This window comes from Streptomyces incarnatus, from assembly GCF_001027185.1.
Classification (GTDB): domain Bacteria; phylum Actinomycetota; class Actinomycetes; order Streptomycetales; family Streptomycetaceae; genus Streptomyces; species Streptomyces puniciscabiei.
The window spans coordinates 7,041,592-7,059,779 of the sequence record NZ_CP011497.1 but is presented as its reverse complement, the minus strand read 5'-3'; the positions used below and the strand labels follow the sequence as shown (position 1 = coordinate 7,059,779).

At 72.7% G+C, this 18,188-nt stretch carries 15 protein-coding genes and 1 pseudogene; 5 read left to right on the top strand and 11 right to left on the bottom strand.

Going from position 1 to position 18,188, the window contains the following annotated elements:
* Nucleotides 1-6 precede the first annotated feature (6 nt).
* Nucleotides 7-1,263: an alginate lyase family protein gene (locus tag ABB07_RS32030; RefSeq protein WP_208901981.1), complete on the bottom strand. Its 1,257-nt coding sequence runs from the start codon at nucleotides 1,261-1,263 to the stop codon at nucleotides 7-9.
* A gap of 146 nt (nucleotides 1,264-1,409) precedes the next feature.
* Between ABB07_RS32030 and ABB07_RS32025 the strand changes: the two genes are divergently transcribed.
* The 3 genes from ABB07_RS32025 to ABB07_RS32015 all read left to right on the top strand — a co-directional run bounded on the left by ABB07_RS32025 (nucleotide 1,410) and on the right by ABB07_RS32015 (nucleotide 4,657).
* Nucleotides 1,410-2,816, top strand: coding sequence for a uracil-xanthine permease family protein (locus tag ABB07_RS32025; RefSeq protein WP_208901980.1), 1,407 nt, complete (start codon nucleotides 1,410-1,412; stop codon nucleotides 2,814-2,816).
* Nucleotides 2,817-2,943: 127 nt separating this feature from the next.
* Nucleotides 2,944-3,630 carry a DUF5995 family protein gene (locus ABB07_RS32020; RefSeq protein WP_208901979.1) on the top strand — a complete coding sequence of 229 codons (687 nt, stop codon included), beginning with the start codon at nucleotides 2,944-2,946 and terminating at the stop codon, nucleotides 3,628-3,630.
* 97 nt (nucleotides 3,631-3,727) lie between these two features.
* Complete coding sequence (locus ABB07_RS32015) at nucleotides 3,728-4,657, top strand: LLM class F420-dependent oxidoreductase (RefSeq protein ID WP_208901978.1); 930 nt, start codon at nucleotides 3,728-3,730, stop codon at nucleotides 4,655-4,657.
* 39 nt (nucleotides 4,658-4,696) lie between these two features.
* Here ABB07_RS32015 and ABB07_RS32010 read toward each other — a convergent pair whose 3' ends face one another.
* Together ABB07_RS32010 and ABB07_RS32005 are read right to left on the bottom strand one after the other, a co-directional pair.
* Nucleotides 4,697-6,394, bottom strand: coding sequence for a flavin monoamine oxidase family protein (locus tag ABB07_RS32010; protein ID WP_208901977.1), 1,698 nt, complete (start codon nucleotides 6,392-6,394; stop codon nucleotides 4,697-4,699).
* Nucleotides 6,395-6,447: 53 nt separating this feature from the next.
* The gene (locus tag ABB07_RS32005; RefSeq protein ID WP_208901976.1) at nucleotides 6,448-7,236 is read right to left on the bottom strand and encodes a carbon-nitrogen hydrolase family protein; all 789 of its coding nucleotides are present in this window, start codon (nucleotides 7,234-7,236) and stop codon (nucleotides 6,448-6,450) included.
* A gap of 212 nt (nucleotides 7,237-7,448) precedes the next feature.
* Here ABB07_RS32005 and ABB07_RS41085 point away from each other — a divergent pair.
* Nucleotides 7,449-7,735, top strand: a pseudogene (locus ABB07_RS41085) (Repetin); the annotation flags it as partial.
* Between the two features lie 27 nt (nucleotides 7,736-7,762).
* Here the strand turns inward: ABB07_RS41085 and ABB07_RS32000 are convergent.
* From ABB07_RS32000 to ABB07_RS31965, 8 genes are all read right to left on the bottom strand, one after another.
* Nucleotides 7,763-8,143 (bottom strand): DUF742 domain-containing protein, encoded by a 381-nt coding sequence (locus ABB07_RS32000; protein ID WP_234357790.1) that lies wholly within the window; start codon nucleotides 8,141-8,143, stop codon nucleotides 7,763-7,765.
* A 7-nt stretch (nucleotides 8,144-8,150) separates the two neighbouring features.
* On the bottom strand, nucleotides 8,151-8,588 hold the full coding sequence (locus ABB07_RS31995) for a roadblock/LC7 domain-containing protein (protein WP_208901975.1): 438 nt from the start codon (nucleotides 8,586-8,588) through the stop codon (nucleotides 8,151-8,153).
* Nucleotides 8,578-11,610 (bottom strand): sensor histidine kinase, encoded by a 3,033-nt coding sequence (locus tag ABB07_RS41080; RefSeq protein WP_244189576.1) that lies wholly within the window; start codon nucleotides 11,608-11,610, stop codon nucleotides 8,578-8,580. Before ABB07_RS41080 ends, ABB07_RS31995 begins: the two co-directional genes overlap by 11 nt.
* A gap of 94 nt (nucleotides 11,611-11,704) precedes the next feature.
* On the bottom strand, nucleotides 11,705-13,171 hold the full coding sequence (locus ABB07_RS31985) for an HAD-IA family hydrolase (protein ID WP_279617410.1): 1,467 nt from the start codon (nucleotides 13,169-13,171) through the stop codon (nucleotides 11,705-11,707).
* Between the two features lie 14 nt (nucleotides 13,172-13,185).
* A complete protein-coding gene (locus ABB07_RS31980; RefSeq protein ID WP_208901974.1) occupies nucleotides 13,186-14,256 on the bottom strand; it encodes an ABC transporter ATP-binding protein in 1,071 nt (356 codons plus the stop codon).
* 5 nt (nucleotides 14,257-14,261) lie between these two features.
* A complete protein-coding gene (locus tag ABB07_RS31975; protein WP_208901973.1) occupies nucleotides 14,262-15,083 on the bottom strand; it encodes an ABC transporter permease in 822 nt (273 codons plus the stop codon).
* Nucleotides 15,068-15,967, bottom strand: a complete 900-nt coding sequence (locus tag ABB07_RS31970; RefSeq protein WP_208901972.1) for an ABC transporter permease — start codon at nucleotides 15,965-15,967, stop codon at nucleotides 15,068-15,070. The genes ABB07_RS31975 and ABB07_RS31970 overlap by 16 nt, the downstream gene beginning before the upstream one ends.
* On the bottom strand, nucleotides 15,964-17,124 hold the full coding sequence (locus tag ABB07_RS31965; protein WP_208901971.1) for an ABC transporter substrate-binding protein: 1,161 nt from the start codon (nucleotides 17,122-17,124) through the stop codon (nucleotides 15,964-15,966). Before ABB07_RS31965 ends, ABB07_RS31970 begins: the two co-directional genes overlap by 4 nt.
* A 213-nt stretch (nucleotides 17,125-17,337) precedes the next feature.
* Between ABB07_RS31965 and ABB07_RS31960 the strand changes: the two genes are divergently transcribed.
* Nucleotides 17,338-18,078, top strand: a complete 741-nt coding sequence (locus ABB07_RS31960) for a GntR family transcriptional regulator (RefSeq protein ID WP_208901970.1) — start codon at nucleotides 17,338-17,340, stop codon at nucleotides 18,076-18,078.
* Nucleotides 18,079-18,188: the final 110 nt, after the last annotated feature.

Here is an 18,188-nt window from a genome sequence, read left to right as displayed (position 1 = left end):
GTGCCCTCAGCCCGCGATGGAGTCCAGCTGTTCGGCGGCGGGCCGCAGCGCCCACAGGTCTCCTCCGGGCGGCGCCTCCAGCTGCGCCACGGCCGCCCGGGCCGCCGCGTCCCCGGCGTCGGCGGCCGCGTGCACGACATCGGTGGCCGCGTACCGGTGGAACTCCAGCTCCGGATGCGGCCACGCGGCGGCGCCCGTCGCGGCCGGCAGCAGATAGTCGACGGCCTTGAACAGGCTCTGACCGTCCGGCCCCCGGTACGACCACAGGTCCACGCCCACGTGCCGGCCGATGGCCGCGAGCCGGGTGTAGGCGACCAGGTCGAAGGCGGAGTAGTGCCAGCTGCGGGTGCGGGCGAGCTCCTGGGGCTGGCTGCCGTCGGCCGCGATCTGCGGGTCGATCCGCCGGGCGCGCGCGTCCAGCACGGTCCGCCGGGCCAGGGCGGTGTCGCCGGTGGCACAGGCGAGGGCGGCGAGCTGCAGGTCGTAGAAGGTGCCGTGGTTGTTGGCGGCCGCACCCTCCTGCTTGCCGAAGTCACTGGTCTTCAGCCAGTTCAGGAAGTCGGTGTTCCACCGTCCCATCGCGCCGCGGTCCTTCGCGCTCCAGCCGGGCGCACCGGTGGCGAGGATCGCCTGGGCGTCGAGGACGCCGGTGTACGACTGGGAGAAGTCGATGATGCCGATGGCCCGGCCGTCGTACCTGCACGGGATGAACTGGGCGTGCTCCAGGTCGGGGTTCATCCGGGTGGCCGGGTCGAGGAACCAGGTGCGCAGGATCTGCCCGGCCTTGACCGCGTAGGCGGGCTTGCCCGTGTAGTACCAGGCGAGCGAGAGGTCGTACGTCGAGTCGAAGACCTTCTCGGCGTCCTGCCGGTCCGTGCCGCTGTCGACCTCCGGGTTGCGCTGCCCGTCACGCTGGACGTACGGGCAGCCCCAGGGGTTGTCGGCGGTGGGGGTGGTCGTGGGCCACCAGTAGGGGGCCTGGCTCAGGTACTCGTGGACGTCGCCGCCGGGCGCGGGCCTCGGCTTGTCGACGACCGTCCACGGGCCCTGGTCCAGCCAGGTGTCGGCGCGAGCGGTCAAGTCACCGAGTGCGCGCCGCAGTCGAGGGTCGCGGTCCAGGCGGGCGCGGGTCTGCTGGAGCCGGGCGCCGTCGAGGACGACGGTCCGCGGAGCCCGGGGCGCGGCGTGCGCGGACGGCACCAGCGCGGCCCCGAACGTCACCACCGCGGCCAGCAGCACGGCCGCACGGGATCTTCCACTCATCAAGCACTCCGATCTGCGTCCGATGACCTACCGAAACAAATATGTGAACCATGTTCATGAACAGGACCGTGCGAGCGTAGAACCGCTCGTTACCCCTGACAATGGTTCGGACCGTCTTCACGTACGTAAGAAAGCGAAACCCCACCATGGACCTCGGCGTGCGCTGGAAGCTGCACGGTGACGGGCGTACGCCCGCGCCCGGAGCGGTGGTACGCCCCGACGAACGGCTCTCCTGGCCCCGCACCGTGGGACTGGGCGCCCAGCACGTGGTCGCGATGTTCGGCGCGTCCTTCGTCGCGCCCGTCCTCATGGGCCTCGACCCGAACCTGGCGATCATGATGTCGGGCGTGGCGACCGCGATCTTCCTGATCGCCACGCGCGGCCGGGTGCCAAGCTATCTGGGCTGTTCCCTGTCGTTCGTCGGCGTGGCCGCCGTCATCCGCGCCCAGGGCGGCACCAGCGCCACGGTGACCGGCGCGGTGTTCGTCGTCGGCGTGGCGCTGTTCCTGGTGGGCCTCGCGGTGCAGCGGTTCGGGGCGCGGATCATCCACGCGGCCATGCCGCCGATCGTCACCGGCGCGGTGGTCATGCTGATCGGCTTCAACCTGGCCCCGGTGACCGCCTCCACCTACTGGCCGCAGGACCAGTGGACTGCCCTGCTGGTCATGCTGTTCACGGGGCTGGCCGTGGTCTGCCTGCGCGGATTCTGGTCCCGCATCGCGATCTTCCTCGGGCTGGTCTTCGGGTACGGCGTCTCCTGGGCCTTCGACCGGATCTTCGGCAGGATCCACTCCATGAGCCCGAGCGGCAAAGTCACCGACCACTGGCGCCTGGACCTCTCCGGTGTCTCCAAGGCCGACTGGATCGGCCTGCCGCACTTCCACGGACCGTCCTTCCAGTGGTCGGCGGTCCTGGTCGCGCTGCCGGTCGTGATCGCGCTGGTCGCGGAGAACACGGGCCATGTGAAGGCGGTCGGCGAGATGACCGGCGACCCGCTGGACGACAAGCTCGGTACGGCGATCTCGGCGGACGGCGTCGCCTCCATGCTGTCCACCGCGGTGGGCGGCCCGCCGAACACCACCTACTCCGAGAACATCGGCGTGATGGCCGCGACCCGCGTCTACTCCACCGCCGCCTACTGGGCCGCGGCCGGTTTCGCCCTGCTCTTCGGCGTCTGCCCGAAGTTCGGCGCGGTCGTGGCCGCGATCCCGGGCGGTGTCCTCGGCGGCATCACCGTCATCCTGTACGGCATGATCGGCCTGCTCGGCGCCCAGATCTGGCTGCACGCGAAGGTGGACCTGCGCAATCCGCTGAACCTGGTGCCGGCCGCCGCGGGCATCATCATCGGCGTCGGCAATGTCAGCCTGAAGTTCACCAGCACCTTCTCGCTCAGCGGCATCGCCCTCGGCACCCTGGTCGTCATCACCGGCTACCACGCGCTGCGCGCCTTCGCGCCCGCCCATCTGAAGCGGCAGGAGCCGCTGCTGGACGAGGGCGCCTCGGCCTACGACGAGGAGGCCGGCCACCGGGACACGCCGCGCGCCACGTCATAGGAGTACGGCGGCGTCGACGTCCCGGCCGGGCCACGGCAGCCGTCGGACTCCCCCCGGGTTCCCCCGTTCCGGCGATGTGTCCGGCCGGTCGGTCCGTCGGCCGGGCCGGGGCTGGGACCCTTCCCCCATGGCGCAGCTGGAACACTTCACGACCCCCGTCGACGCGGTCGTCTCCCGGATGCGGTCCCTCGACGCGACGCTGCCCGAGCGGGACGGTGTCGCGGTGTTCAACCGCGTTTACCTCACCGTCACCGAGGAGATCGACCGGCGCCTGGACTCCGGGGAGTTCCCGGACCCACGGGCGGCGACCGCGCTGGACGTGCGGTTCGCCGAGCGGTATCTCGCCGCCGTCGACGCGGTCGCCCACGACCGCCGGCCGCCCGCCTGCTGGCGTCCGCTGTTCCAGCTCCGCCGCCATCCCGGGGTACGGCCGCTGCAGTTCGCGCTGGCGGGCATCAACGCGCACATCGGGCACGACCTGGCACTCGCCGTGGTGGACGCCTGTCGTACGCTCGGCTGCGAACCGGCCGATCTGGAGGACGAGTTCGACCGCGTGGGCGAGGTCCTCGTCTCGCTGGAGGAGCGCATCCGCGAGGACCTGATGCCGGGCCCGGATCTGCTGCAGATCGCCGACCCGCTCACCCATCTGCTGGACTCCTGGAGCCTGGAGCGGGCCCGCGACGCGGCCTGGGTGGCGGCACGGGCCCTGTGGGCGCTGCGGCACCGCGACGGCGTGTCCGAGGAGTTCGCCGAACGGCTGGACGCGGCGGTGGGGTTCGCGGGGCGGATGCTGCTGACACCGCTCGCCGACTGAACCTGGCCGGATTCCGCCCCTGCGCGAGCCGCCTCGGAACACCCCGCTCGTCGTCGTACGTTGCCCGGCGGACATCCGATCGCAGAGGAGCAGCGGTATGGCGACCCGGCTCGGCCTGAGTCTTCCCCAGATGCGGCAGTACTCGATCGGCACCGACGTGCCCGCGGTGGCACGCGCCGCCGAACGGATCGGCTACGACAGCCTGTGGGTCTTCGAGCGTGCCCTGTTCCCCGAGCCCGCCACCCAGGGTCTGTACGGCGTCGAGGGCCTGCCCTGGCCCGACCAGTACCGCAGTGTGGCGGACCCGCTGGTCACCCTCACCCTGGCCGCGGCGGCCACCGAGCGGGCGGAGCTGGGCTCCAGCGTGCTGGTGGCGCCCCTGCACCTGCCGTTCCAGCTCGCGAAGGCCCTGGCCTCGCTGGACGCGGCGAGCGGGGGCCGGGTGATCGCGGGCTTCGGCACCGGCTGGTCCCTCGACGAGTACGCGGCCTCGGGCGTCCGGCCGATCGCCGAGCGCGGCGCGGTCCTGGACGAGATCATCGCGGTGTGCCGGGCCGTGTGGGGTCCGGATCCGGTCGTCCACGACGGACGGCTGGCCAAGATCACTTCCGCCGTGGTGGGGCCCAAGCCCGCCCGGCCGATCCCGGTGCTGCTGGCGGCGAGCAACGAGCGGGCCTTCCGCAGGCTCGTCGACCATGCCGACGGCTGGCTGCCCGCGGGGTTCAGCGCGGAGGGAGTCGGCGCCCAGTGGCGGCGGCTGCGGGAGCTGGCCGAGGAGCGGGGCCGTACGAAGCCCATCCGGACGGTGCTGCGGGTGAACGCCGACCGCCGGGCGAAGCCGTACGCCGAGGCGGACCGCCGGCCCTTCCAGGGCGATGCCGACCAGATCGTGGCGGACCTCGTGGAGTTCGCCGGCCTCGGCCTGGACGAGATCCTCATCGACCTGCAGGGCACCGCGCGGGACGCGCGGGAGCTGGCGGACGTCGCCGCCGAGGTGTTTGAAAAGGCGCGGGCGGCCGGAGTCTGAGTCCGGGCGCCCGCGCCTTGGTCCTTGCTCGTCGTTCGGTCAGTCCTCGGGCAGCTCCACAGGGGCGATCTCGTCGTACACGTCACCCGGGCCGGGGTTGGCCGGGTCGGTCTCGCCGCCGAGGTGGTGCATCACGCCCCAGACCGCGTTCAGCGCGGTCTGGACGGCGCCCTCGGCCCAGCCGGCCGTCCAGGAGATGTCGTCACCGGCGAGGAAGATGCCGCGCTTGTCCGCGGGCAGCCTCTCCTGCATGAAGTGGGTGAACAGGCGCCGCTGGTAGCGGTAGTGGCCCGGCAGGTTGGCCTTGAACGCGCCCATGAAGTAGGGCTCGTTCTCCCAGGAGACCGTCACCGGGTTGCCGATGATGTGCTTCCTGATGTCGACCTTCGGGTAGATCTCGCCGAGCGACTTCAGCATGACCTCCATCCGCTCGTTCGCGGACAGCGGCAGCCACTTCAGGCTGTCGTCGCACCAGGTGTAGGAGAGGCAGATGACGGCGGGCCGGTCGGGGCCGTTGTCGAGGAGGTAGGTGCCGCGGGTCATGCGGTCGGTGAGCGTCATCGACATGACGTCCCGGCCGGTCTCCTCGTCCTTGTCCAGCCAGAACGGCCGGTCCACGGGGACGAACAGCTTCGAGGACTCCATGTAGTGCGTGCGCTCGATCGCGGTCCAGTGGTCGATCGGGAAGAGCGAGTCGTCGCAGGCGATCTTGGAGAGCAGCATCCAGGACTGGGCGGTGAAGATCGCCGCCTTGTAGGTGCGGATGTCGCCGTTCGCGTCGGTCACGGTGATCTGGTTGCCCGCGGTGCGGTGCAGCCGGGTCACGGCCGGGCGGGGCTCGCCGTCGACGTGCAGGGACTTCAGCGAGGTGCCGTACGGCCAGTGGACGATCTTCTCCGGCGCGCGCTCCCACAGGCGCAGCGGCAGCTGCTGGGAGCCGCCGACGATGCCGCGGTGGTGGTCGTCGGCCTCGGTGTAGACGACGCGCAGGATCTCCAGGATGGAGTTCGGGAAGTCGGTGTCCCAGCCGCCGGTGCCGAAGCCGACCTGGCCGAAGATCTCGCGGTGCCGGAAGGACTTGAAGGCCTCGGAGTCACAGAGGAAGCCGTAGAAGGTCTGGTTGTCGAGCTTCTCGACCAGCTTCGCCCAGATCTCCCGGATGCGCGGGACGTCGCGCTCGCGCATGGCGCGGTTCATGTCGGAGAAGTCGGCGCCCTCGTCGAGGCACTTGTTCCAGGCCTCGGCGACGTCCCGGTAGACCTGGGGCAGGTCGTCGATGGTCTCGGCGTAGTGCGACTCGCCCTTGAGGTCCACGACGGTCGAGGGGGTGGCCTCGGCCAGCGGGTTCGGGAAGGGACGGGTCTCCAGGCCCACCATGTCGATGTAGTGCTGCAGGGCGGTGGAGGACGGCGGGAAGCGCATCGCGCCCAGCTCGCAGTTGAGCGACTCGTCGCACCCCTCGAAGCCGACCGTGCGCAGCCGGCCGCCGATCTGGTCGGCCTCGTAGACGACGGGCTTGAGACCCATCTTCATCAGCTCGTACGCGGCCACGATGCCGGACAGGCCACCGCCGATGATCGCGACCTCGGTGCCGTGCTCGGTCGCCGGTATCTGGCCGAGGCCCGCCGGGTGGGCGAGGAAGTCGTCGTAGGCGTACGGGAAGTCCGGGCCGAACATGGTGATCGGCGGCTGCTGCTCGTCGGTGTGCTCGACGGCGTTGGGCACCGTGGACGTCATGGGGTACGGACTCCTTGCACGAGGTGAAACAGGGGGCAGGCTGTTACGGCGGCTCAGCCGAGGGACCCGTACAGACCGGGGCGGCGGTCCCGCAGGTACGGGTTGGCCTCGCGGGAGGCGGCCAGGAAGGCGGGGTCGGCGTCGGCGCACACCAGCTGCTCGGCGCGGCCGGCCCGGGCGCGGGCGACACCGTCGGGACCGGCGAGGACGGAGAGGCCGACGAACTCGAACTCCCCTTCCTGGCCGACCCGGTTGACGTACGCGACGTACATCTGGTTCTCCCAGGCGCGCACCGGGATCATCGACTCGGCGACGAACTGGAAGGGGTGCATCTGCGCGGTCGGGACGACGAGGAGGTCGGTGCCGGCCAGGGCGTGGGCGCGGACGTTCTCCGGGAACTCGACGTCGTAGCAGATCATCAGGCCGACGGTGAGGCCGTTCAGCTCGGCCTGGACGACCGGCTGCTCGCCCGGGGTGAAGTGGTCGCGTTCGAAGCAGCCGAAGAGGTGGGTCTTGCGGTAGTTCGCGAGCCGGGTGCCGTCGGCGGAGATCAGCTGGGCGGAGTTGTAGACGGTCGCGCCGTCGCGCTCCGGGTAGCCGTAGGCGATGGCGATGCCATGCCGGCCGGCGGTCTCGGCGATGGCGTCGGCACAGGCGCCGTCGGCGGGGTCGGCGAGGCGGGCGATGTCGTCACCGATCGCGTACCCGGTCAGGTACATCTCCGGTGCGGCGAGCAGCGCGGCACCCGCGGCGGCGGCACGGCCCGCGGCCTCGTCGAGGACCTTGAGGTTCTCGGCGATCGAGCCGGGGCGGCCGGAGCTCTGGAGCAGGGCGGTGCGCATGCGGATCCTCACCGGGAAGGGGCTTCGGGGTGGGCCTCGACGTTGTGGGGCCATGAAGAAGGTACGGTCGGCGCGCTCGGCCGGACAAGAAGGAGCCGTTGCGCGCCCGTGCGCGGTTCATTGCGTGGTGTGCGGCCCGGACGGCGATTCGTTGCGCGCCCTCGGGACCGGTTCCGTCCTCCCTGGGGCGCAGGTGACGGCTGGGGTTCCCGGGGCGCGGAGGCTGGGCCAGGGTCAGGGTGGACTGCCTGGTCACCGGCGGTCAGGTCGCCGTCGTCTCCGGGGTGATCACCACGTCCGACCTGCCGGGGGCCGAGGAGCGGGCGGGTCGGCGTCACGGTCCACGACCTCGGACACCATGAACGGCCGGGCTGCAGCTGGGCGGGTCGGCAGCCCCACGGACACCAAGGATCCGCCGCCGTGTGTGTCCTCCGCCCCCTTCGAGAAGGTGAAGCGGGGCACCGGTGACTTCAGGGTCGCGCCCTGGCAGCCGACGCTCCAGGTGGCGGCCGCATGCCGGTGCCGGCTAGATCTCCCGCAGTCGCTCCATGATCTCCCGCAGCAGCCCCGGGTCGGTGGCCGGGCCGCCGGTCCGGTGGCGGCGGGGCTCGTCGATCCGGATCAGGCCCGCCTCGGCCAGGTCACCGAGCAGCACCCGGAGGACGGTCAGGGGCAGGTCGGCGTCCGCGGCCAGCTCCACCACGGGGCGCGGTCCGCGCCGGATCAGGTCGAGCAGGGCGGCCCGGGCGTGGTCGACGCGCGGTCCCGGCGCGTCGGCGTCCAGCGCGGTGACCCGGGACATCAGGTCGATGGCGTGCGCGCCCGAGGGCCGGGTGCGGCCGTGGGTGACCGTGTAGGGCCGCACCATCGACCCGGTCTCGTCCTCGTACCAGTGCTCGTCGCTCACCGCGGGATCATCTGGGGGTGCGGGCCGCCGCGTCGAGGTGGCGGCCGAGGCGGCGGACGAGCAGGGCCATCTCGTGCGCGAGCTGGCCGACGTCGGTGCCGGCCTCGCTGAGGACGGCGAGCCGGCTGCCGTGCCCGGCCGGGGTGATGAAGAGGTAGGCGTCGTCCAGCATCACCATGGTCTGCCGCACCTCGCCCGCGCCGAACCGCTCCCCCGCCGAGCGGGCCAGGCCGTGGAAGCCGGAGCAGACGGCGGCCAGATGCTCGATGTCCCGTCGGCGCATCCCGTCCGAGCTGCTGATCGGAAGGCCGTCGGCGGTCAGCAGCACGGCCTGGCGGACGTGCTCGGTGCGCGCCACGAGGTCGTCCAGCAGCCAGCCGAGGTCCGTGCCGGGCGCTCCGCCGGGCGGATCCTGCGGCTCCGGGGTCTGGTCGTCACCGTTCATGACCAGTGTCGGTCCCTTCGTCGGCGTGGCTGGTCAGGGGGTCGGGGGTGGCGTCGGTGGGGGCTTCGTGGGGGTCGTCGGGTGCGGACTCGGGTGACGGTGCCCGGTCGGGCGCGGGTACGCGTGCGTGGGCGGGGGCGGGCGCGTGGTCGGGGGCGGGCGCATGTTTGGGTGCGGGCGCATGGTCCGGTGCGGGCCCACGGTCCGGTGCGGACGCATGGTCCCGTGCGGACGCATGGTCCGATGCGGGCCCACGGTCCGATGCGGGCCCACGGTCCGATGCCGGCGCGTGGGGGCTGGTCGCGCCGTTCCCCGCGCCCGTGGGCTGCTGCCGTGCCGTCGGCTTCGTGGTACCGGAGCTGCCGGCAGGTGCGTCGGTCGCCGGCAGGCCCTTGCGGCCGCGGTCGAGGCCGCGCTGGAAGGCGCCGAAGATCGCCCGCATCTCCTCGGCGCCGACCTCGCGCCCGGGTGCCGTCTCCGGCGGAGGCGGGTCTTCCCGCAGCTCCCGGGCGAGGGAGGCCTGGCGGACCCGGGTCGGGAGGGCGGGCGCCTCCGGCTCGGGAGCCGACGTGTGTACCGGTTCCTGCCCGGAGGACGGCTCCGGGGCGACGGCACTCCCCAGGTCGCCGGAACGCCCTGCCCCGGGCCGCCTCCGCCTGGGCAGCCCGCTGGCACCGGAACCGACGCGCTGTCCCGACGGCGACTCGGCCACACCCTCGGCCCCTTCGGAACGCCCGGTGGACGGCACCTCACCCGAGTCCGCGGGCACCTCGTACCGCCCGGTGGACGGCACCTCACCCGGGTCCGCGGGCACCTCGGATCGCCCGGTGGACGGCAGCTCCCCCACGCCCGCGGATGCCCCGGACTGGCTTCCCGGCGGCAGGTCCCCCGTCTCCGGAGCGACTGCCGGCCGGCCCCGCGGCGGCAGCTCCCGTACGGTTGCGAGGCCGTCGGCGCGCCCGTGCCCGGACGGCGTCCGGTCTTCCGGGGTGTCCGCGCCCGGCCGCGCGTATCCGGGCCAGGCGTCCTCCGCCCCGCCGCTCTGCCGTACGCCACTGCGCGCTGACCGTTGCACCGGCCCCGCTGCACGGGGCTCGACGGGGTGGGCGGGCACCGCCTCCGCCAGCACCCCCTCCGGCAGCAGGATCACCGCCGTCGTGCCGCCGTACGGCGAGTCCCCGAGGCTCACCTCGATGCCGTGGCGGGCGGCGAGGCGGCCGACGACGTAGAGGCCGAGGCGGTCGTGGCGGGTGGGGTCGAAGGCGTCGGGGTCGGTGAGGGTGGCGCGGGCGTGGGTGCGCGCCTCGGCGTCGAGGCCGAGGCCCCGGTCGTCGATCTCGATCACGAACCCGCTGCCGACCCGCCCGGTGCGCAGGGTGACCTGGGTGTGCGGCGGCGAGAACACCGTGGCGTTCTCCAGGAGTTCGGCGACGAGATGGACGACGTCGGCGACCGCGTCCGCGGCGACGCCGACCTCCGGCATCGGCGGTACCACCACGCGCGCGTAGTCCTCGATCTCGCCGACGGCCGAGCCGACGACGTCGGCGACCGGCACGGGCCGGCGCCAGCGGCGGCCGGGGGCCGCGCCGGAGAGGATGATCAGGCTCTCCGCGTGCCGGCGCATGCGCGTGGTGAGGTGGTCGATGCGGAACAGCTCCCGCAGGACGTCGGGGTCGTCGGTGCGCCGTTCCAGGGTGTCGACCAGCTTCAACTGCCGGTGCACCAGCGCCTGGTTGCGGCGCGCGATGTTGAGCAGCACCGCGAACAGGCCCCGGCGCAGGGTCGCCTGCCTGACGGCGGCCTCGACGGCGGCGAGCCGCGCGGTGTTGAAGGACCGGCCCACCTGCCCGATCTCGTCGTCGCGGACCTCGTCGGCGGCCAGCGGCGGCGCCTCCGCCACCGCGTCCACGTCCTCGCCGGCACTCAACCGGCGCATCACGTCGGGAAGCTGACGCTGGGTCAGCACGTCCGCCGCGTCCCGCAGGGTCTCCAGGCGCCGCGAGATGCGCCGCGCACCGCGCACCGCGAACCACAGCGACAGCCCCACGGCCGCGAGCCCCACCACGCCGGCGACGGCCGACTTGGTCAGCTCCCGGTAGGCGAAGGCCCTCCCGCGTGCCGCGGAGTTCTCGGCGGACCGCGTGCACAGCTGCATGTACCGCTTGACGGCCCGGTCGGTGGTGGACCGCCAGGTGTCCGCCGCGACGGCCCGGCCGGCGCCCGCCGCCCCGGCCCGCAGCAGCGCGTCCTCGCCGCGCACCAGCGAGCCGTACAGGTCCCCGCGCTGGAAGTCCTCGAACAGGGCGCGCGAGTCGGCGGGCAGGTCCGGCACGTACGTGCGCTGGAACACCCGCCGGTCCTCGATGGTCGCGGTCAGCGTGTCGTACTGCCGGTCGGTCAGTGTGCCGGCCGCCCGCGCCCCGGCGACCAGCGCGTCCTCCCGGGAGACGAACTCCCGTACCCGCACCAGCTCGATGACGACCTGCGCCTCGCGGGCGAGCTGCCCGGCCTGGAGCGCGGTGAGCGTGGACTGCACGTCGAAGCCGGGCTCGACCAGCGCGCTGTACTCGTCCACGGCCCGGTCCCAGGTGATGTGCCGGGACAGCACCTGCGAGCGCAGTCCGTCCAGTTTCCCGGTCGCCGCGTCCATGGCGTCCAGTGCCTGCCGCTGCCGGTCGGTGAGCCGGCCGCGATCGCCGTCGCGGATGGCCTGCCGCATGGCGTCCACGGCCCGGTCGGTACGGCGCTGCTGTTCGAGCAGTTGACCGGCCGTCGCCGTGTCGAGGCGGGCGCCCAGGTAGGCGGCGGACATCCGGCGCTCGATCTGGATCTGCCCGACCGCGGTGTCCACGGGGGTGCCGAAGTCCTCGTACACCCCCTGGAGCCGGATCAGCGCGCGCAGTTCGGCGGTGACGGACACCATCGCGAAGCTCCACAGCGCCATCAGCGCGACGGCCGGGGCGAGCGCGAGCGCCACGATCCGCGTACGGACGGTGGTGGGACGGCCGAGGGGCCAGCGCATGGAGAACCTGCCGGTGTTACCAGTCGGTAGAAAGTCCGGCACAACCTACGGGATGGTCACCCGGACCGCAATGGTGACCTGCGGTAACCCCGGGTTATGTCCGGGGCGGGGCGAAGGTGGTGACGACCGCCGCGTGGTCGGAGGGCCAGTCGTTGCCCGCGACGTCGGGCCAGGGCCGCGGGCTGCCGGTGACCAGGGTGCGCGCGTCCCGCACGGTCAGGCCCCGGTGCAGGACGTAGTCGATCCGGTCCTGCGGCTCGGGCCGTCCGCTGCCGTCCTCGTGCACCGGGTGGATCGGCGACCAGGTGTGGCCGGGCTCGGCCACGGGGTCCGGGTGGGCCTCGCGGTAGGAGTCGGCGAAGCCCGCGTCCTCCGCGGCCCTGGTCACCGGCCAGGCGACGTCCGGCCAGTCCAGGTGGGAGGGGCAGTTGAAGTCGCCGACCAGGACGACCGGGATGCCTTCGGCGGACGATTCGGCGATGCGGTCCAGCGCGTCCCGCATCTGCGCCAGCCGCAGCTCCTCATGGGCGATCAGCTCGGAGGCGCCGAGCCCGTCGAAGGCGGCCTCGTAGGGCCCGTACGGCGTGTAGTGCAGGTGCGCGGTCCAGACGTCGACCTCGCGGCCGGGCGCCACGGCGATCCGGACGCCCGCCGCGCCGTAGAAGCCGACGTCCGGGTCGCCGAAGCGGGCGGTGATCGGGTGGCGGCTGATGACGCCGAGGTTCTCGCCGGCCCGGTGGTGGTACCAGCCGAGCGCCTCGGCGAGCTCCTGGGCGGCGGTTCCGCCCGTCTCCTGGAGCCCGACGACGTCCGCGCCGCTCTCCAGGATGACCTTGACCTGCTTGGCCCGGTGGTCGTCGACCTCGCTGCCGCCGAGCCACAGGTTCCAGCTCATCACCCGCAGCTCGGGCGCGACCATCCGCCCCAGTTCCTCGACCGTCACGCCGGCGAGGCTCTCCCGTACGATCCGGCCGGGCGCCGTACCGATGGGCGCGAGGGACGGTACGGCGAGGACGGCGCACCCGGCGGCCTCGGCGGAGGCGACGCCGGTCTCGGTGTCCTCGACGGCCACACAGGCGGCGGGGTCGACGCCGAGGGCCCGGCAGGCGGCCAGGTAGGGGTCGGGGTCCGGCTTGGTGCGGGCGGTGTCGTCGGCCGTGACGGAGGCCGCGAACCGGGCGGCGCCGAGGGCGTCGAGGACGACGTCGGCGACCGCGCGCGGGGACGCGGTGACCAGGGCGACGGGGACGCCGGCGGCGGCCAGCGCGTCCAGCAGGGCCGGCGCGCCGGGCCGGGGCACGATCCCGGTGCGGACGCGGTCGGCGAACTCGCGGTGCAGCTCGGCCGCGAGGTCCGCCGCCGCCCGGCCCGTCGCCGTACCGAGCCAGGCGGCGGTGTGCTCCACCGGGCGGCCGAGCACGTCCGGCTGGTCGGCCTCGGTCAGCGGGCGCCCGGCGACCTGCTCGACCGCCTCCCACCACAGCCGCTCGGTGTCGACGAGCGTGCCGTCCATGTCGAACAGGACGGCCTGCAGCGGGAGTTGAGGGATGTGGGAGGTCACGTTCGGGAGATTCCTCACTTCTCGGTACGTTCGGCCACGAGCACCAGGCGCTCCGGCAGGGACACGCCGACGGGGGTGCCGGCGCCGAGGCCGGTGGCCTCGTGCGCGGGGAGGTCGGCCTTGGCCTCGGTGCCGTCGGCGAGGCGTACGGTGACCCGGACGACCGCGCCGAGGAAGGCGGTGGCGACGATCCGGGCGCTGCCCTGCTCGTCCGGGCGCACCTGGACGGCCTCGGGCCGCACCAGCACGTCCACCGTGCCGTCCGGCACCTCGCCGTCGGCCGGCAGCCGCTGCCCGAGCACCTCGACGGTGCCGTCCTTGAGCTCGCCCGGGATCCGGCTCATGGTGCCGACGAACTCGGCGACGAAGGCGGTGGCGGGGCGGCCGTACAACTCGGCGGGCTCCGCGCACTGTTCGAGGCGGCCGGCGCGCATGACGGCGACCCGGTCGGCGACCGACAGGGCCTCCTCCTGGTCGTGCGTGACGAACAGGGTGGTGATGCCGAGTTCCTGCTGGAGGCGGCGGATCTCCTCGCGCAGGGTGAGCCGCACCTTGGCGTCGAGCGCGGACAGCGGCTCGTCGAGCAGGAGCACGCGCGGGCGCAGGGCCAGGGCGCGGGCCAGCGCGATGCGCTGCTGCTGGCCGCCGGAGAGCTGGTGCGGATAGCGCTCGCCCTTGTCGGCGAGCCCGACCAGTTCCAGCAACTCGGCGGCGCGGGCGCGCCGTTCGGCCGTGCGGACGCCGCGCATGCGCAGCCCGAAGGCGACGTTGTCGACGGCGTTCAGGTGCGGGAAGAGGCTGTACGACTGGAAGACCATGCCGGCGTCACGGCGGTGGGCCGGGACGTGGGTGACGTCCTCGCCGTCCACCAGCACGGCGCCGGAGTCGGGGTGTTCGAACCCTGCGAGCATGCGCAGCGCGGTGGTCTTGCCGCAGCCGGAGGGGCCGAGCAGGGCCAGGAACTCCCCGGGGCGAACGGTCAGGTCGAGCCCGTCGAGGGCGACGGTGGCGCCGAACTCCCGCCGCAGCGAACGGAATTCGACGGTGGCGGCCTGGGTGCGGGTCTCGGGCAGGGTGGCGGTCATGTAGGTCATCCCCGGGAAGGAGCGGTTCGGTTGCGGCCGCCGCCGGCACCGGCGAGCGCGAGGAGCAGGGCCCAGGTCACGAGCAGGCTGAGCACGGACACGGCGACGGACATCTGGGCCTGCTCGCCGCCGACGTTGTAGATCCACACGGCGAAGGGCGCGTATCCCAGCAAGTGGGAGACCGTGAACTCGCCGAGGACCAGGGCCAGCGTGAGGAAGGACGCGTTCAGCAGGGCCCCGCGCAGATTGGGCAGGACGGCCCGGAGGAGGGCCTTGGGCCAGGAGGCCCCGCAGCTGCGGGCCGCCTCGACCAGGGTCCGTACGTCGATGGCGCGCAGGCCGGCGTCCAGGGCCCGGTAGACGAACGGCAGGGCCATCACGACGTAGGCGAGGACGAGGACGACGGGGAAGCTGTCGTCCTGGATCACCACGAACGTCTCGAACAGCGGCGTCCTGGAGAGATACTCCGGCCCCCACTTCAGCACGGTGGCGATCCCGGTGACGAACGCGATGGGCGGCACCACCAGCGGCAGCGAGCACACCACCTCCACCACCGGGCGCAGCCGGGGCGCGCCGAGCCGGAGCGCGACCACGGCGGGCACCATCAGCAGCAGCACGACCGCGATGGTGGCGACGGCCAGCTCCAGCGAGAGCAGCAGGCTGGTCAGGAAGCCGTCGGCGGAGAGGATCTTGGTGTAGGCGTCGAAGGTCAGGCCCTGGCCGGGCACGTCCACCGTGAAGATCGCGGAGGCGACGAGCGGCACCAGGAAGTACAGGGCGGCGAGGCCGAGGACGACCCACCGCCAGAGGGTCAGGCGTCGAGCCATCGGGCGCTCCTTCGCTGAAGGGGCAGGTACACGGCCATCACCAGGCCCGCCACCAGCACCATGTCGAGGCTGAGGGCGAGGGCGACGTTCTCCTGGCCGACCAGCACGTTGCCGGACAGGGCGTCGGCGATCTGCAGGGTGACCAGCGGGACCGCGCTGCCGACCATGGCGGCGGCGGTGGCGTAGGCGGCGAAGGCGCTGCCGAACAGCAGCACCAGGCCGCCGAGCAGCGAGGGCGCGAGCACGGGCAGGGCCACGTGCCGCCAGTACTGCACGCCGGTGGCGCCGTTGTTCAGCGCGGCCTCGCGCCACTGGGAGCGCAGGCCGTCCAGCGCGGGGGTGATGGTGAGGACCATGAGCGGGATGAGGAAGTAGAGGTAGACGAGGACCAGGCCCCAGAAGCTGTAGAGGTCCCAGCCGCTGTCCTTCAGGCCGAGGTGCACGGTGAGGACGCCCGCGTTGCCGAGGGTGGCGACGAAGGCGAAGGCCAGCGGGACGCCGCCGAAGTTGGCGAGCACGCCGGAGGCGGTCAGCACGGCCTCGCGCAGCCAGCGGGAGCGGGAGGAGACCACGGCCTGGGCGAGCGGCAGCCCGAGCAGGGCGCCGAGGGCGGCGGAGAGCGCGGACAGCTTGACGCTGCCGAGCAGGGCGGTGAGGTACGGGCCCCGCAGCGAGGCCGTCATGTTGGCGCCGGTGTAGGTGGTGGTGCCCGTGGTGGCGTCGTCGACCGAGAAGGCGCCGTTCACGATGGCCACGGCGGGCAGGCCGAAGGCGATCGCGACGAAGACCAGCAGCGGCACGACGGCGAGCCAGCCGGGGGCGCGGCGCCGCCGCTTCGCCGAAGCGACGGGCGCCACGTCCGCGCGCGGGAGGGCGGCGGTCATCCGGAGACGGCCTTCCCCCAGCCCTGCGCGATGACCGTCTTGGCCTTGCTCTGCTGGGTCTCGGTCGGGAAGGACGGCGTACCGGTGACCTTGGGCAGCTTCGCGGCGGCCGTCTTGTCGAGGGTGCCGGCCTTCTCCATCGCGGCCATGAGAGCCGGGCGGGCGTAGCCCTTCAGCCACAGGTTCTGGCCCTCGGTGCTGTACAGGTACTCCTGCCACAGACGGGCGGCCGCCGGGTGCGGGGCGTCCTTGTTGATGCCCTGGCAGTAGTACTGGGCGTACTGGCCGTCGCTCGGGACGGCGACCTTCCAGTCCAGGCCCTTGGACTTGAACTCGTCGGCGTAACCGGCGTTCAGGTAGTCCCAGTCGATGGAGATCGGCGTCTCGCCCTTCTCGACGGTGGCCGGGGTGGACTCGACGGGCGTGTAGTTGCCGCTCTTCTTCAGCTTGGCGAAGAAGTCCAGGCCGGGCTGGATGTCGTCGAAGGAGCCGCCGTTCGCGAGCGCCGCCGCGTAGACGCCGCCGAAGGCCGAGCCGGACTTGGTGGGGTTGCCGTTGAGGGCGACCTGGCCCTTGTACTCGGGCTTGAGCAGGTCCTTGAAGCTGGTGGGGCACTCCTTGACGCGCTTGGCGTCGCAGCCGATGGAGACATAGCCGCCGTAGTCGTTGTACCAGCGGGCCTGCGGGTCCTTCTGGGCCTCGGGGATGTCACCGTAGGAGGACACCTTGTACGGGGCGAGCAGTCCCTGCTGGGCGGCGCTCAGCGCGAACGAGGAGCCCAGGTCGAGCACGTCGGGGGCGCGGTCCTGGCCCTTGCGGGTGGTGACGGCGTTGATCTCCTCCTCGCTGGTGCCGTCGGGGCTCTCGTCCTGGATCTTGATGCCGTACTTCTTCTGGAATCCGTCGATGATCGCGCCGTAGTTCGCCCAGTCGCGGGGCACCGCGATGATGTGCAGCGTGCCCTCCTTCTTGGCGGCCTTGACCAGGGCGTCCATGCCGCCGAAGGCGGCCGCGGAGGTGGCGGTGGCGGCGCTCTTGCCGTCCTTGGTGGTGGTCGACGCGTTGTCGGGAGCGGCGCCGCAGGCGCTGAGTGCGAGCGCGGCGACGACGGCGATACAGCCGCCGAGTGCGGCGTTTCTCGGCAGGGACACGGTCACGGTCTCTCCAGGGGTGCACACGAGGGTTGAGGCAGTGCGGAGAACTTGTCTGAACAAGTTGCGTCACAGTACGCCCGCTCGCGGTGTCCTGTCTGTAAACGTGAGCGAAACTTTGAGCCCTGCTTGGCTGCACATTCCAGACCGTTGCAGATCACGCTCAGGTCTCGATTAGGCTGGTCACGCTGTGCACAGCGACCTGAGCAGAGGGGAAGCATGACGGCGCGACACGAGGAGATCGCCGACGAGCTGCGGCGCGCGATCGACCGCGAGGAGTACACGGTCGGCAGCCGGCTGCCCTCGGAGTCGGAGCTGGCCGCGGCCTACGGCGTCTCACGCGGCACGGTCCGCCAGGCCGTCGCGACCCTCACCTCCGAGGGCCTGATCGGCTCCCGTCAGGGCGCCCGGCGCGTCGTGCTCGCCAGCCGCCGCAGCCAGAGCTTCGAGGAACTGCGCAGCTTCGCCCAGTGGGCCCGCGCGATGGGCCGCGAGGCGACGGGGCACGTGGTGGCCCAGGAGTACCGCCCGGCCACGGCCGAGGACGCCGTACGTCTCCAACTGGCCGTCGGCACCCAGGTGTTGCACGTGCTCCGGGTGCGCGGCCTGGACGGCGAACCGGTGCTCCTGGAGCGCACGGTGTACGCCGACTGGATCTCCCCCGCGGTGGAGTCCATCGAGCCGGACTGCCCCTCGGTCACCCAGCGGCTGTACGACGACACGGGTCTCGTCTTCGCGTACGGCGAGCACGTGATCGACGCGGTCGCCTGCGGCGCGCGGGACGCCGAGTTGCTGGGGATCCGCCGTACCAGTCCGCTGCTGCGGGTGCGGCGCGTCACCACGACCCGCGAGGGCCGGCCCGTCGAGTGGTCCGATGACCGGTACCGCCCGGACGCGGTCAGTTTCAGCGTGCGGAACTCGATAGGCAACAACGCGTTGGCGCGGAAGACCGCGGAGTAGAGCTCGGGGCGCCCCTCACCGTCGCCGGGTGCGGGCATGCCGTGGTTTCTCGCGCAGTTCCCCGCGCCCCTTCAGGGAGCTGCGGTCCAGCATGCCTGAAGGGGCGCGGG